The sequence below is a fragment of the Allobosea sp. GW822-FHT05A11 genome, from assembly GCF_058800455.1.
Map to the genome: position 1 here is coordinate 961,807 of NZ_JBXAMI010000001.1, position 14,212 is coordinate 976,018.

A 14,212-nucleotide genomic window follows, 5' to 3' on the forward strand; every position below is an offset into this window, starting at 1 on the left:
CAATCGGTTAACCATTCATTGACAGAGTGATTCGTCACGCAAGCGCGGCCTCAGCCGCGCCGAATTTGTCGATGGGATGCCCGTCATGGTCTCGCGCGCGGAACCTTCTCTCAGCGGCCGCTGGTGGTGGTCGATCGACCGCCTCATCCTGACCGCGCTCGTCGCCCTGATGGTCTCGGGCGTCGTGCTGCTGATGGCAGGCGGGCCGCCGGTGGCCGAGCGGCTCGGGCTCTCGACCTTCCATTTCGTCAACCGGCAGGCAGCCTATCTCGTCGTCGCGATGGCCATCTTTCTCGGGGTTTCGCTGATGACGCCGCGCCAGGTGCGCCGCGCTGCGCTGCTGATCTATCTCGGCTCGCTCGTCATGGTGGTGGCGACGCTTTATTTCGGCGTCGAGGTGAAGGGCGCGAAACGCTGGCTGACGCTCGGGCCGCTGGGCTCCGTCCAGCCATCCGAGTTCCTCAAGCCCGCTTTCGTTGTGATGGCGGCCTGGGCCTTCGCCGAGGGCACGCGCCGGCCCGACCTGCCGGGCACCATCCTGGCGCTGCTCCTGCTGCCCTTCACCATCGTGCCGCTCGTCCTGCAGCCGGATTTCGGCCAGACCATGCTGGTCAGCCTGGTCTGGTGCGGGTTGTTCTTCGTCGCGGGCCTGCACTGGTTCTGGGTGATCGGCCTCGGCGGCGTCGGCGCCGCCGGCATCTTCGTCGCCTATGAGCTGGTGCCGCATGTCCGCGCCCGCATCGAGCGCTTCATGGACAAGGGCTCGGGCGACTCGTTCCAGGTCGACACGGCGCTGGAGAGCTTCGCGCAGGGCGGCTGGCTCGGGAAGGGACCGGGCGAGGGTACGGTGAAGCGCATCCTGCCCGACGCCCATACCGATTTCATCTTCGCGGTCACGGCCGAGGAATTCGGCATCGTCGTCTGCATGCTGCTGGTGGCGCTCTTCGCAGTGATCGTGATCCGCGCGCTGTTCGTGGCGCAGAAGGCGGAGGACCCATTCATCCGCCTCGCCGTCACCGGCCTTGCCCTGCTCTTCGGCATCCAGGCGGCGATCAACATGATGGTCAACCTGCACATGATGCCGGCTAAGGGCATGACGCTGCCCTTCATCTCCTATGGTGGCTCCTCGCTGCTCTCGCTCGCGGTCGGGACGGGCTTCCTGCTGGCATTGACCCGGCGGCGGCCGCGCTCGGTCGAATTCGGGCGCTGATCCGATGGCGACGGACAAGCTCGTCATGCTGGCGGCCGGGGGAACCGGCGGCCATCTCTTCCCGGCCGAGGCATTGAGCCACGCGTTGCATGCCAAGGGCATGCGCGTGGTGCTGATGACCGATACGCGCGCCGCCGAATACGCCGGGAACTTTCCGGCAGAGGCCGTGCATGCCGTGCCGGCGGCGACGCCGTCCGGCCGCTCGCCATTGCAGAAGGCGGCAGCTCTGTTCAACATCGCCAAGGGCACTTTCGCGGCGCGCGGGATCATCAAGCAAGTCAGGCCGGCCGTCGTCGTCGGCTTCGGCGGCTATCCGACGGTGCCGCCGGTGCTGGGCGCCTCGCTGGCCGGGGTGCGCACCCTGATCCACGAGCAGAACGCCGTGATCGGCCGGGCCAATCGCTTCCTCGCCGGCCGTGCCGACGTGATCGCGACCGGCTTCGCGGAGGTCGGCGGGCTCTCGGAGGCGCAGCAGGCCAAGTGCCGCCATGTCGGCAACCCCGTGCGCCCCGCGGTGATCGCGGCGGCCGGCCACGATTATGACCAGCCGGGCGAAGGCCGGATCAGGCTCCTGGTCTTCGGTGGCAGCCAGGGCGCGCGCATCATGGCCGATATCGTGCCGCCGGCGATCCAGCTCCTCACCGATGCCGAGCGGGCGCGCCTGACCATCGTCCAGCAGGCGAGGCCTGAGGACGACGAGCGCGTGCGCGGGATCTACGAGAAGCTCGGCGTCAAGGCGACGATCGCGCCCTTCTTCAAGGACCTGCCGGTGCAGATGGCGGCGTCGCAGCTCGTCATCGCCCGCTCCGGCGCCTCGACCGTGGCGGAACTCACCGTGATCGGCCGCCCGGCCCTGCTGGTGCCGCTGCCGGGCTCGCTCGATCAGGACCAGGCGGCCAACGCGGCCTTCCTCGAAGGCGTGGGCGGAGCTGTCCGCATCCTCCAGCCGGACTTCACGCCGCGCCATCTTGCCGCCGAATTGTCGAAGCTTATCGCGCAGCCCGCCCACTTGACGACGATGGCCGCAAACGCGAAGAGCGCCGGCATCCCCGATGCCGCCGACCGCCTGGCCGATCTCGTGATCGCCACGGCCAACCTCCCGCACTGACAGGATTCACGACCCATGAAGCTGCCGCCGAAGCTCGGCTCCATCCATTTCGTCGGCATCGGCGGCATCGGCATGTCCGGCATCGCCGAGGTCCTGCACAATCTCGGCTACAAGGTGCAGGGCTCGGACGCTTCCGACGGGGCCAACGTCAAGCGCCTCGCCGACAAGGGCATCACCACCTTCGTCGGACACAAGGCGGAGAACATCGGCGAGGCCGAGGTCGTCGTGGTCTCGACCGCGATCAGGCGTGACAATCCAGAGCTGCTCGCCGCCCGCGAACAGCGCCTGCCCGTGGTGCGCCGCGCCGAGATGCTGGCCGAGTTGATGCGCCTGAAGAGCTGCGTCGCCATCGCCGGTACCCATGGCAAGACGACCACGACCTCGCTCGTCGCGACGCTGCTGGAGAAGGGCGGGCTCGACCCGACCGTGATCAATGGCGGCATCATCAACGCCTATGGCACCAATGCCCGCATGGGCGAGAGCGACTGGATGGTGGTCGAGGCCGACGAATCCGACGGCACCTTCCTGAAGCTGCCGGCCGATGTCGCGATCGTCACCAATATCGATCCCGAGCATCTCGACCATTTCGGCACTTTCGACGCGATCAAGGCGGCCTTCCGCTCCTTCGTCGAGAACCTGCCGTTCTACGGCTTCGCGGTGATGTGCATCGACCACCCGACGGTGCAGGGGCTCGTCGGCCAGATCACTGACCGCCGCGTCGTCACCTATGGCGAGAACCCGCAGGCCGACTTCCGCCTGATCGACATCGATCTCTCGGGCGGGCAGGCCCAATTCACGCTGCTGATCCGTGACCGCAAGACCGGCCGTGATGAGGTGATCCGCGATCTCGTCATGCCGATGCCGGGCCATCACAACGCGCTGAACGCGACGGCCGCGATCGCGGTCGCCTATGATCTCGGCATTCCTGTGCCCCGCATCCGCGAGGCGCTCGCCGGCTTCGGCGGCGTCAAGCGCCGTTTCACCAAGACGGGCGAATGGAATGGCGCGCTGATCTTCGACGATTACGGCCACCATCCGGTCGAGATCGCCGCCGTGCTCAAGGCGGCGCGGGCCTCGACCAGGAGCAAGGTGATCGCGATCGTCCAGCCGCATCGCTACACCCGCCTGTCGAGCCTGTTCGACGATTTCGCCGCCTGCTTCAACGATGCCGACACAGTGATCGTCGCCGACACCTACGCGGCCGGCGAAGCGCCGATCGCGGGTGCCGACCGTGATTCGCTCGTCGCCGGGATCAAGGCGCGCGGCCATCGCCATGCGCTGCCGCTGGAAGCGTCCGACAAGCTCGCCGGCATGGTCGCGGAGCTGGCCGGGCCGGGCGACTATGTCGTCTGCTTGGGCGCCGGCAACATCACCCAATGGGCCTATGCGCTGCCGGGGGAACTGGCTGCGCTGAAGGGATAGGCGGCGCGCAGTCCACCCCGCCGTCATTCTCGGGCGAAGCGAAGCGCAGACCCGAGAATCTCGGCCAGGAGAGGCAAGGGAGCCTCCTTCGGCAAGAGATGCTCGGGTCAAGCCCGAGCACGACGAGCGTTTCCCTCCGCGATCATCATGTTCTAAAGCGACGCCATGCCCTTCGCAGACCTCTCTTCCGATATCCGCGCCTCGGCTCCCGATCTGCGGGGCCGGCTTCTCGCCAATCAGGAGCTTTCGGGCCTGACGTGGTTCCGCGTCGGCGGCCCGGCGCAGATCCTGTTCACGCCGGCCGATGACGACGACCTCGCCTATCTGCTCTCGAAGCTGCCGGAGGACGTTCCGGTCACGGTGATCGGGCTCGGCTCCAACCTGATCGTGCGCGATGGCGGCATTCCCGGCGTCGTGGTCAGGCTCGGCGGCAAGGCCTTCGGCGAGATCGCGCTGGAAAGCGGCGACCGTCTGCGCGCCGGCACGGCCGTGCCGGACGTCAAGGTCGCCCGCGCTGCGGGCGATGCCTCGCTCGACGGGCTTGCCTTCTATCGCGGCATTCCCGGCTCGATCGGCGGGGCGCTGCGGATGAATGCCGGTGCCCATGGCGGAGAGACCACTGACGTGCTGGTCTCCGCGCGCGGCGTCACCCGCAACGGCGAGATCGTGACGCTCTCCCATGCCGAGATGGGCTTCACCTATCGCAACAGCGCGGCCTCGACCCGCGACATCATCTTCACCTCCGCCCTGTTCCAGGGCCGGCCGGGCGACCGGGCTCTGATCCAGGCCGAGATGGACCGGGTGACGCAGGCGCGCGAGGCGGCCCAGCCGATCAAGGAGCGCACCGGTGGCTCGACCTTCAAGAACCCCGAGGGCGGCAAGGCCTGGCAGCTGATCGACGCCGCCGGATGCCGCGGCCTGCGCGTCGGCGGCGCGCAGGTCTCGGAGATGCACTGCAACTTCCTGATCAACACCGGCGGCGCCACAGCAGCCGATGTCGAAGGGCTCGGCGAGGAGGTTCGCCGCCGCGTCAAGGACAATTCGGGCTTCGAGCTCCAGTGGGAGATCAAGCGGCTCGGCGTTGCGGCGTAGCTGCCGGGCTTTGAAAAGGGCAGGGGCACTGCAAGTCGGTTAACTCCCCGTTAACCAAGTTTAACGAGGTTGGACGCATCGCAGGAGCGAAGCGTCGATGACCAAACATGTTGCAGTGCTGATGGGCGGTTGGTCCGTCGAGCGGGAGGTCAGCCTCAACAGCGGCGCGGCTTGCGCGCGGGCGCTGGAGAGCGTCGGCTACCGTGTCACTCGCGTCGACGTCCAGCGCGACATCGCCGAGGTGCTGGCGAAGCTCAAGCCCGACGTTGCCTTCAACGCCCTGCATGGCCGCTTCGGCGAGGACGGCACGATCCAGGGCGTGCTCGAAATCCTGCGCATTCCCTACAGCCATTCCGGCGTGCTGGCCTCGGCGCTGGCGATCCGCAAGGACCGGGCGAAGACGGTGGTGAAGGCGGCCGGCGTGCCGGTCGCCCATGGCGTCAACGTCTCGCGATTCGCGGCTGCCAGGACGCATGTGCTGCCGCCGCCCTACGTGCTCAAGCCGATCGACGAGGGCTCCTCCGTCGGCGTCGTGATCGTGAAGAAGGGCAGGGAGCACCCACCCCAGGAAATCGCCCGGCCGGACTGGCCTTGCGGCGAGATGCTGCTGGCCGAAACCTTCATCGCCGGGCGCGAACTGACCTGCGCCGTGATGGGCGACCGGAGCCTCGGTGTGACCGAAATACAAGCCGCAACCGGTGAGTTTTACGACTACGACGCGAAGTACGCGAAAGGCGGCTCGATCCACATCTGTCCGGCTCAAATTTTACCGAAAATTTACCAGCAGATCGAAGAGTGTGCGTTAACGGCGCATCAAGCAATCGGATGCCGGGGCGTCAGCCGATCTGACTTCCGCTACCACGACGAGAGCGACACGCTCGTCTGGCTGGAGGTCAATACGCAGCCCGGGATGACCGAGACCAGCCTGGTGCCCGAGTTGGCTGCCCATGCGGGCCTGGATTTCGGTGAGCTCGTCAAATGGATGGTGGAGGACGCCTCCCTCGATCGGTGAAAGCGATGTCGGCGAAGACCGTTGCCATGCCCCGATTCGCGCCTGCCCGGCCGCTCTCCCGGCTCCCGGTCGCGCACGCCGCCCCCCAGCTTCTGGTGGGTGAGCAGCGCCAGGGCCGCTGGATGCGCCGCTCGCGCCGCAGCGCCATCGCGGTGCCACTCGCCCAGCGCTTGCCGGCGAGCCTCGGCACCTGGCTGGCGCTCGGCTTCCTGACGCTCAGCCTCGGCACGGGCTTCGTGCTCGGCGGCCACTGGCAGACCATGCAGGACAATTACGGCGAGCCGCGCCACATGATCGCGCGGGCGCTCGGCTTCGGCATCGACCGCGTCACCATCTCCGGCCTCTCGGGACTGTCCGAGCAGGAGGTCCTGGTCGCGGCCGGCATCGATTCGAAGACCTCCCTGGTGTTCTTCGACGCCGACGAGGCCCGCAAGCAGCTGGAAGCCACGCCGCTGATTCGCGAGGCCGCCGTTCGCAAGCTTTATCCGGGCGAGGTCTCGATCCAGCTCACCGAGCGCGAGCCCTATGCGCTCTGGCAGGTGAAGGGCGAGCTCTTCGTGATCGCGGCCGACGGCACGGTGATCGACAAGATGGACGATGGCCGCTTCGCCTATCTGCCGCTGGTCGTCGGCAAGGACGCCAATAACCGCGCCGCCGAATATCTGGCGATCCGCAACCAGGCCGGCGCCTTCGCCCAGCATATCCGCGCCGCGACCCTGGTCTCCGGGCGTCGCTGGAATCTGAAACTCGACAACGGCATGGATGTGCGCTTGCCCGAGACCAAGCCGGAAGCCGCTGTGCAGCGCCTCGTCTCCCTGGAGAGCGATTATCGCATCCTCGAGAAGGACGTGCTCGCCATCGACCTGCGCCAGCCCGACCGGGTGACGATGCGGCTCTCGGAAGAGGCGGCCGCCGCCCGTGCCGACCAGCTCAAGAGCAAGTCCAGGAAGAAGAGAGGCGAGGCGTGAACCACGTCACCTCCCAGGGTCTGACCCCGCGCATGCGCCCGCTCTCGTCGCGCAAGAGCGCGACCTTGTCGATCCTCGATATCGGCACCAGCAAGGTCGTCTGCCTGATCGCCGAGCTCAGCCCGGCCGAGACCAACGAGCGGCTGCGCGGGCGCACCCATGTCGCCCGCATCATCGGCATCGGCCATCAGCGCTCGCTCGGCCTGAAGGGCGGCGCGATCGTCGATCTCGAAAGCGCCGAGCGCGCGATCCGCGCTGCCGTGGACGCAGCCGAGCGCATGGCCAAGGTCGAGGTCCAGTCGGTCATCGTCAACCTGACCGGCGGGCGCATCGGCTCGCAGCACTACGCCGCCAGCGTCGACCTGCGCTCCGGCTCCGTCGGCGACGCCGATGTGAAGCGCGTGCTGGCGACCGCCGCGACCCATGCGCTGCGTCCCGGCAAGGCGGTGCTCCATGCGCTGCCGACCGGCTACGCGCTGGACGGCGTGCCGGGCGTGCTCGATCCGCGCGGGCTGATCGGCGGCAAGCTCTCGGTCGACATGCATGTCGTCGCCAGCGAGGCGGCGGCGGCGCGCAACGTCATGCTCGCGGTCGAGCGCTGCCATCTCGAAGTCGAGGCGGTGGTCGCGACCCCCTATGCGTCCGGCCTCTCGGTCCTCGTCGACGACGAATCGGAGATGGGCGTCGTCCTCGTCGATCTCGGCGGCGGCTCGACCTCGCTCGGCGTGTTCTCGGGCGGGCATCTCGTCCACGCCGACGCGATCGCCGTCGGCGGCAACCACATCACCATGGACGTGGCGCGCGGCCTCTCGACCCGCGTCTCGGCGGCCGAGCGGCTAAAGACGCTGCACGGCTCCTGCATCGCCAGCGCTTCCGACGAGCGCGACATGATCTCGGTGCCGCAGGTCGACGACGACGAGCGCGACATGCCGAACCATCTCGCCAAGTCGCATCTGGTCCGGATCATCAAGCCGCGTGTCGAGGAGATCCTCGAACTGGTGCGCGACCGTCTGAACAATGCCGGCTTCTCGGCTCAGGCCGGGCGACGTGTCGTCCTCACCGGCGGCGCCTGCCAGCTGACCGGCCTGCCGGAAGTAGCGCGGCGCATCCTCGGCGGTCAGGTCCGTACCGGCCGTCCGCTCGGGATCAAGGGTTTGCCGGAAGCGGGCAAAGGCCCGGCCTTCGCGGCGGCGGTCGGCCTGCTGGTCTATCCGCAGGTCGCCCATGTCGAGCATTTCGAGCCGCGTGCCGCCGGTGCGCGTTACTTCGCAACCGGGACGGACGGCTACTTCTCGCGTGTCGGGCGGTGGCTGAAGGACAGTTTCTGATCATGGCGCGGAAAAGTGGGTACCGGTTTTCCGCACCAGCCATGATCGAGAATTGAGTGAGTACGGCTCGTCCAGAGGGCGGGCCGCGGCGTCAAACGTAGCAATCGGGACGGCTCCCGCCAGGCGCCGGACAAGGGATCAAAAGAGGCAACCATGGCGATGAATCTGCAAGCCCCGGACATCCGGGAACTGAAGCCCCGGATCACGGTGTTCGGCGTCGGCGGTGCCGGCGGCAATGCGGTCAACAACATGATCGAGGCCGGCCTCGACGGCGTCGACTTCGTCGTCGCCAACACCGATGCGCAGGCTCTCGCCCTGTCGCGCGCCTCCCGCATCGTCCAGATGGGCCTGCAGGTCACCGAAGGTCTCGGCGCCGGCTCGCAGCCGGAAGTCGGCCGTGCGGCGGCCGAAGAGGTCATCGACGAGATCCGTGACCATCTGGCGGGCGCCCATATGGTGTTCATCACCGCCGGCATGGGCGGCGGCACCGGCACCGGCGCGGCCCCCGCGATCGCCCGCGTCGCCCGCGACATGGGCATCCTGACCGTCGGCGTCGTCACCAAGCCGTTCCAGTTCGAAGGCCAGCGCCGCATGCGCATGGCGGAGGCCGGCATCGGCGAGCTGAACGAGGCGGTCGATACCCTGATCGTCATCCCGAACCAGAACCTGTTCCGCGTCGCCAACGAGACCACCGGCTTCGCCGACGCCTTCGGCATGGCCGACCAGGTGCTCTATTCGGGCGTCGCCTGCATCACCGACCTGATGGTCCGCCCGGGCCTGATCAATCTCGACTTCGCCGACGTGCGCGCCGTGATGCGCGGCATGGGCAAGGCGATGATGGGTACCGGCGAGGCGCAGGGCGAGAAGCGTGCACTGACCGCGGCCCAGGCCGCGATCAACAACCCGCTGCTCGACGATGTCTCGATGAAGGGTGCGCGCGGCCTGCTGATCTCGATCACCGGCGGGCGCGACATGAAGCTCTATGAGGTCGACGAGGCCGCCACCCGCATCCGCGAGGAGGTCGACTCCGAGGCCAACATCATCGTCGGCGCCACCTTCGACGAATCGCTCGAAGGCACCGTGCGCGTCTCCGTCGTCGCCACCGGCATCGACAAGCCGATCTCGTCCCAGGCCGAGAACGACGACACCGAGGCGCGCATCGCCCAGGTGGCGGAGCGCCTGAAGGCCGAAGCCCGCCTGCGCAGCAATGCCGCGGTCGCCGCTGCCCGCCCGGTCGCGCCCTCCGTGCCGGCGATCGAGACGGCCCGCGTCGCCCCGCTGCCGGAGCCTGCTCCGGTCGCCCATGTCGCGCAGGACATCCGCATCGAGCCGGTGCAGCCGCGTCCGGTGTTGGCGGCTCCGGCGCCGGAACCCGTCCAGCATGCCGAGCCGAGCCTGAATTTCGACGAGAGCTTCATTCCGCCGATGCCGGAGCGGGCCGTCGTCCGCCCGACCCGCATGCCCCGCGTCGAGGACCTGCCGGCCCCCGGCCAGGCCCAGCTCAACGCGCATCGCGGCGTCCAGCCCGCGCCGCAGCCGCCCAGCGCCGTCGAGCAGAAGCGGATGTCGCTGATGCAGCGCCTCGCCTCGGTCGGCTTCGGTGGCCGCAAGGACGATGAGATGACCGAGCCGCAGCAGGCGCCGGTGCGCCAGGCCCAGGCTCCGGTCGCCCCGCCGATGCCGCAGGCCCCGGCGCCGAGCGCTGCCCATGCCGAGTACATGCGCCGCCCGGTGCAGCAGCAGCCGGCCTCGCGCCCGGCGCAGGGTCAGCTCGACCCGCATGGCCGCGCTGCCCCGACTCGCTCCAGCGAGGAAGATCATCTCGAGATCCCGGCCTTCCTCCGCCGCCAGGCGAACTGAGTCGGAAGGCGCCCGCCAGCGCCCTCTCACGGCTTTGCAACACAACCCGCCGCGGTATTCCGCGGCGGGTTTTGGCGTGTTAAAAAATCGTTATCTTTCAGCTTGTTATAGTCCGTCCTCGATCGCTTCCCCGCTGTAACACAGCGAAAGAAAGCGTGATTTTGAGAGGCGGCCTCAAAAGCTTATGTTGCGGCCGCATCGGGACAACGGCCTCGTCGGGACCATTCCGGCCTGGCCTTGAAGACATCGCCGGCTGGACGATCCCTGCATCGGCAGGTGACCGCGGCCTTCGCGATCAGGATTGGATAACGGTATGACCTTCGATCGGCAGACGACCTTGCGGGCAGCCGTGACCCTGACCGGGATCGGCGTTCATTCCGGAGCCCCCGCCAGCATCTGCCTGAAGCCGTCCAGCGCCAATACCGGCGTCGTCTTCCTGCGGACGGGCATCGAGGGCATGCCGCCCCAGCTCATTCACGCCAAGCACACCAAGGTCAGCGCCACGGAGCTCTGCACCGTGATCGGCGACCGCGGCCCGGCCTCGGTCTCGACCATCGAGCACCTGATGTCGGCCTGCGCCGGCCTCGGCCTCGACAACGTGCTCGTCGAGATCGACGGGCCGGAAATGCCGATCATGGACGGCAGCGCCCGCGAATTCGTGGTTGCCATCGAGGCGACCGGCATGACGACGCTCACCGCGCCGCGCCGCTACCTCAAGGTCCTCCAGCCGGTCCGCATCGAGCAGGGCCGCGCTTTCGCCGAACTGGCCCCGGCCGAGCACGGCTTCCGCCTCGATGTCGAGATCGATTTCGACAGCGTCGTGATCGGCCGCCAGCGCAAGATCTTCGATCTCGATGCGCAGGCCTATGCCAGCGAGATTTCGAAGGCCCGTACCTTCGGTTTCATGCGTGATGTCGAGCAGCTCTGGAAGGCGGGCTTCGCCCAGGGCGCTTCGCTCGAGAACACCGTCGCGGTCGGCGACGACAAGGTCATCAACCCCGAGGGGCTGCGCTACGGCGACGAGTTCGTGCGCCACAAGGTGCTCGACGCGATCGGCGACCTCGCGCTGGCCGGCTATCCGATCATCGGCGAGTTCCGCTCCTATTGCGGTGGCCACCGGATGAATGTCCGTATCCTCGAGGCGCTTTTCGCCGATCGTGCGAATTTCGCGATCGTCGAATCCCAGCCGGTCTTCGCGACGCCGCGCGCCGTGCAGATGGCTGCGGCTGCTCCGGCCGCCTTCGCGCCGGATTTGCACTGAACCACGGCGAAACGCGGCTTCGCCTTCCATTCGCCTGTTTTCTGTCCCAGATGCCGCAGCGACGCGGAATCACGTCATAACCGGTTTTCGGCAGTGGCGCGGGGGAAGCGTCTGAGGTAAGGCATGCTTCCCGGAAGTTGGATCGCCACGCGTCCTACCAGACGCGATGCGGCGATCCGGTTCTTGGTTTCAGCATCGGATTGTCCCGAAAAGTGGTTTCCACTTTTCGGTCCGATGCTCGAGGGACGATCGAAAGAGGACGGACGACGTGAGCGTGACGCGGCAAAGCCTTCCGGCAATCCATCGCGGTCTTTCGCCACGCAGGGGCATCGCCCTTGCGCTGGGTGCCGCCATGCTGCTCGGCGGCTGCGATACCCTGTCCTCGCTCAATCCCTTCGACAAGCCCGAGGTCTACAAGCCGGACCTGACGCCGCCGACGCCGGCCGACAAGCTCTACAACGAAGGCCTGGCCCGCCTGCAGAACGGCGACAGCGAGGGCGCCTCGAAGAAGTTCGAGGACATCGATAAGACCGCGCCGTTCTCGCCCTATGCCCGCAAGGGCCTGCTGATGACGGCCTATACCAATTTCCAGGCCTCGAAGTGGGAGGAGGCGATCACCGCCTCGAAGCGCTTCATCGCCCAGAACCCGGCGAGCCCCGACGCCGCCTACGCGCAGTACATCCTGGCGATGTCCTATTACAACCAGATCCCGGACGCGACCCGCGATCAGGAGCGGACGGCCCAGGCGATCCAGGCGCTGGAGCAGCTCATCGCCAACTATCCGAAGTCGGAATACGTTCTCGACGCCAGGGAAAAGCTCCTGGTGGCGCGGGACCAGCTCGCCGGCAAGGAGATGAATGTCGGGCGCTACTACCTGGAGAAGCGCAACTATACCGGCGCGGTGAACCGTTTCCGCGAAGTCATCATCAAGTACCAGACCACGCGCCATGTCGAGGAGGCGCTGATGCGCCTGACCGAGGTCTATATGGCGATGGGCATCACCAACGAGGCGCAGACGGCGGCGGCCGTCCTCGGGCACAACTTCCCCGATAGCCAGTGGTACAAGGACTCCTACGCCCTGCTGCAGAGCGGCGGCCTGGAGCCGCGTGAGGATCGTGGTTCCTATATCAGCCGCGCCTTCCAGGGCTTCTCGCGCACGGTCGGCGGCCTGGTCGGACTGAACCGCCTCTGACGAGCGAGGGCGCCCCTTGCATGACGAGCCACGGGCGATCCTGCCGGCTCCGAAGGATGGGTTGAGCGTCGATGCTGGCGCAGCTCTCGATTCGCGACATCGTCCTGATCGACAGGCTCGACCTCGGCTTCCATGAGGGGCTGAGCGTCCTGACCGGCGAGACCGGCGCGGGCAAGTCGATCCTGCTCGACGGCTTCGCGCTGGCGCTCGGCGGGCGCGGCGACGGCTCGCTCGTGCGCCATGGCGAGGCCCAGGGGCAGGTCAGCGCCGTCTTCGACCTGCCGATGACGCATCCGGCCCGCAAGCTCGCCCAGGCGCAGGAGATCGACACCGACGGCGATCTCATCCTGCGCCGCGTGCAATATGCCGACGGGCGCACCCGCGCCTTCATCAACGACCAGCCGGTCTCGGTGCAGATCCTGCGGATGGTGGGCACCGCCATCGTCGAAATCCATGGCCAGCACGATGATCGTGCCCTGACCGACCCGGCGCAGCACCGCACGATTCTCGACGGTTTCGGCGCGCTGGAGGCGCAGGCCGAAGCGGTCGCCGGGGCGAGCGAGGCGCTGAAACGGGCGCGGCAGGCCCTGCAGTCGCAGCGCCTGCGCGTCGAGGCGGCACGCAAGGAAGCGGATTTCCTGCGCTATGCCGTCGAGGAACTCGGCAAGCTCGCACCGCAAGCGGGCGAGGAGGAGGCGCTCGCCGCCTCCCGTCAGGCGATGATGCAGGCGGAGAAGGTCGCGCGCGATCTCAACGAGGCCTACGAGGCGGTCGGCGGACAATCCTCCGCCGTGCCGACGCTCGCCGCCGTGCTGCGCCGGCTGGAGCGCCGTGCGAGCCAGGCACCGGAGCTGGTCGACCCTTCGATCGCAGCGCTCAACACCGCGATCGTTGCTTTGGAAGAGGCCGGCGAGGCGCTAGCCGCCGCGACGCGTGCGGCCGAATACGATCCGCGCGAGCAGGAACGCACCGAGGAGCGGTTGTTCGCGCTCAGGGCTGCGGGCCGCAAATACGACGTGCCGGTCGATGGCTTGTCCATCCTGGCGGCGACCATGGCGAGCGACCTTGCCGCGCTCGATGAAAGCGAGACCTCGCTCTCGCGGCTCGAAGCGGAGCTGACGGAGGCCGAAGCGGCCTTCGTCGGGCAGGCGCAGGCCCTGTCCGAGGCCCGCCAGGCGGCTGCGGCACGGCTGGATACGGCCGTGAAGGCCGAATTGCCGCCGCTCAAGCTGGAGCGGGCGCGTTTCATCACCCGGATCGAAAGCGACGCGAACGCGCGCGGGCCGGAGGGTTTCGACAAGGTCGAATTCTGGGTCGAGACCAATCCCGGCACGCGGCCGGGGCCAATGATGAAGGTTGCCTCCGGGGGCGAGCTCTCGCGCTTCATGCTGGCCCTCAAGGTGGTGCTGGCCGAGCGCGGCTCCGCCCCGACGCTCGTCTTCGACGAAATCGACACCGGTGTCGGCGGCGCGGTCGCCGATGCGATCGGCGAGCGGCTGGCGCGACTGGCGGGCCGGGTGCAGGTGATCTCGGTGACGCATGCGCCGCAGGTCGCGGCCAAGGCCGGGCAGCATTTCCTGATCGCCAAATCGGCGGAGGAGGGCGAGGCCTCACGCACGGTGACGCGGGTCACGGCGCTGGAAGACCAGGCGCGGCGCGAGGAGATCGCACGGATGCTGGCCGGCGCCTCGATCACCGAGGAAGCGCGCGCGGCGGCCGGGCGCCTGCTGCAGGCGGCTGGCCTGCGCGGCTGAAGCTG

General features: G+C 68.0%; 11 protein-coding genes. All 11 read left to right on the plus strand.

The features are described 5' to 3' along the window. Positions 1–85: 85 nt before the first annotated feature. The 11 genes from AC1RLU_RS04705 to recN all read left to right on the plus strand — a co-directional run bounded on the left by AC1RLU_RS04705 (position 86) and on the right by recN (position 14,207). Positions 86–1,210 (plus strand): FtsW/RodA/SpoVE family cell cycle protein, encoded by a 1,125-nt coding sequence (locus AC1RLU_RS04705; protein WP_061966778.1) that lies wholly within the window; start codon positions 86–88, stop codon positions 1,208–1,210. A gap of 4 nt (positions 1,211–1,214) precedes the next feature. After that, on the plus strand, positions 1,215–2,318 hold the full coding sequence (murG, locus tag AC1RLU_RS04710; RefSeq protein ID WP_492794130.1) for an undecaprenyldiphospho-muramoylpentapeptide beta-N-acetylglucosaminyltransferase: 1,104 nt from the start codon (positions 1,215–1,217) through the stop codon (positions 2,316–2,318). A 15-nt stretch (positions 2,319–2,333) separates the two neighbouring features. After that, positions 2,334–3,740 (plus strand): UDP-N-acetylmuramate--L-alanine ligase, encoded by a 1,407-nt coding sequence (murC, locus tag AC1RLU_RS04715; RefSeq protein ID WP_492794132.1) that lies wholly within the window; start codon positions 2,334–2,336, stop codon positions 3,738–3,740. A gap of 165 nt (positions 3,741–3,905) precedes the next feature. Further along, the gene (gene murB / locus AC1RLU_RS04720) at positions 3,906–4,832 is read left to right on the plus strand and encodes a UDP-N-acetylmuramate dehydrogenase (protein WP_492794133.1); all 927 of its coding nucleotides are present in this window, start codon (positions 3,906–3,908) and stop codon (positions 4,830–4,832) included. Between the two features lie 97 nt (positions 4,833–4,929). Continuing rightward, entirely contained in the window at positions 4,930–5,844 is a 915-nt protein-coding gene (locus tag AC1RLU_RS04725; RefSeq protein ID WP_091856440.1) for a D-alanine--D-alanine ligase, read from the plus strand. Between the two features lie 26 nt (positions 5,845–5,870). Next, positions 5,871–6,812 carry a cell division protein FtsQ/DivIB gene (locus AC1RLU_RS04730; protein ID WP_492794134.1) on the plus strand — a complete coding sequence of 314 codons (942 nt, stop codon included), beginning with the start codon at positions 5,871–5,873 and terminating at the stop codon, positions 6,810–6,812. Between the two features lie 32 nt (positions 6,813–6,844). Next, complete coding sequence (gene ftsA, locus AC1RLU_RS04735) at positions 6,845–8,140, plus strand: cell division protein FtsA (protein WP_061966784.1); 1,296 nt, start codon at positions 6,845–6,847, stop codon at positions 8,138–8,140. Positions 8,141–8,293: 153 nt separating this feature from the next. Next, the gene (gene ftsZ / locus AC1RLU_RS04740; protein WP_091856442.1) at positions 8,294–10,000 is read left to right on the plus strand and encodes a cell division protein FtsZ; all 1,707 of its coding nucleotides are present in this window, start codon (positions 8,294–8,296) and stop codon (positions 9,998–10,000) included. A 313-nt stretch (positions 10,001–10,313) separates the two neighbouring features. Then, positions 10,314–11,261: a UDP-3-O-acyl-N-acetylglucosamine deacetylase gene (lpxC, locus tag AC1RLU_RS04745; RefSeq protein ID WP_061966786.1), complete on the plus strand. Its 948-nt coding sequence runs from the start codon at positions 10,314–10,316 to the stop codon at positions 11,259–11,261. Positions 11,262–11,559: 298 nt separating this feature from the next. Then, the gene (locus tag AC1RLU_RS04750; protein WP_425284565.1) at positions 11,560–12,453 is read left to right on the plus strand and encodes an outer membrane protein assembly factor BamD; all 894 of its coding nucleotides are present in this window, start codon (positions 11,560–11,562) and stop codon (positions 12,451–12,453) included. A 71-nt stretch (positions 12,454–12,524) separates the two neighbouring features. Next, the gene (gene recN, locus AC1RLU_RS04755) at positions 12,525–14,207 is read left to right on the plus strand and encodes a DNA repair protein RecN (protein WP_492794136.1); all 1,683 of its coding nucleotides are present in this window, start codon (positions 12,525–12,527) and stop codon (positions 14,205–14,207) included. Positions 14,208–14,212: the final 5 nt, after the last annotated feature.

Coding starts and splice junctions, on each gene's coding strand:
- AC1RLU_RS04705 (WP_061966778.1), top strand. CDS start 86: ATGGTCTCGCGCGCGGAACCTTCTCTCAGCGGCCGCTGGTGGTGGTCG.
- murG (WP_492794130.1), top strand. CDS start 1,215: ATGGCGACGGACAAGCTCGTCATGCTGGCGGCCGGGGGAACCGGCGGC.
- murC (WP_492794132.1), top strand. CDS start 2,334: ATGAAGCTGCCGCCGAAGCTCGGCTCCATCCATTTCGTCGGCATCGGC.
- murB (WP_492794133.1), top strand. CDS start 3,906: ATGCCCTTCGCAGACCTCTCTTCCGATATCCGCGCCTCGGCTCCCGAT.
- AC1RLU_RS04725 (WP_091856440.1), top strand. CDS start 4,930: ATGACCAAACATGTTGCAGTGCTGATGGGCGGTTGGTCCGTCGAGCGG.
- AC1RLU_RS04730 (WP_492794134.1), top strand. CDS start 5,871: ATGCCCCGATTCGCGCCTGCCCGGCCGCTCTCCCGGCTCCCGGTCGCG.
- ftsA (WP_061966784.1), top strand. CDS start 6,845: ATGCGCCCGCTCTCGTCGCGCAAGAGCGCGACCTTGTCGATCCTCGAT.
- ftsZ (WP_091856442.1), top strand. CDS start 8,294: ATGGCGATGAATCTGCAAGCCCCGGACATCCGGGAACTGAAGCCCCGG.
- lpxC (WP_061966786.1), top strand. CDS start 10,314: ATGACCTTCGATCGGCAGACGACCTTGCGGGCAGCCGTGACCCTGACC.
- recN (WP_492794136.1), top strand. CDS start 12,525: ATGCTGGCGCAGCTCTCGATTCGCGACATCGTCCTGATCGACAGGCTC.